This window comes from Variovorax sp. 10L426 (assembly GCF_056395305.1).
Genome location: NZ_JBFTJF010000138.1, coordinates 1 through 376, shown reverse-complemented (window position 1 = coordinate 376; position 376 = coordinate 1). Strand labels below are relative to the sequence as shown.

The 376-nt window shown below is 59.8% G+C and carries 1 pseudogene; it reads right to left on the bottom strand.

Annotated features, from left to right (window positions below):
• Positions 1-376, bottom strand: a pseudogene (locus tag AC1DHL_RS30150) (malonic semialdehyde reductase); the annotation flags it as partial.

Here is a 376-nt window from a genome sequence, read left to right as displayed (position 1 = left end):
GCACAGGAAGTTCGATTTCACGTGGCTATCCGGGAAATATTCGAGCTGGAAGGCATTCTCCTTAGGGTCCGCGGGAAAGAACTCGTGATCGACCTTGGCATTGTCGAAGCCAGACATGGGACCGCAGTCGAGCCCCAGCGAGCGGGCGGCAATCATCAGGTACCCGCCCTGCAGGGAACTGTTTCGCCTCGCAGTTGCCAGCGCGAGCTCCGGGGTTTCGGCGACCCACGAGCGTGCGTCCGCATGTGGAAACAGCTTAGGCAAATTTCGTAGAACTTGACGTCATAGGCGATGATGGCGGTGACAGGTGCGGCCAAGGTTTTCTGCACATTCCCAGGTGCCAGCGCGGGCAACAGGCGCTGTTTGGCCTCAGGGG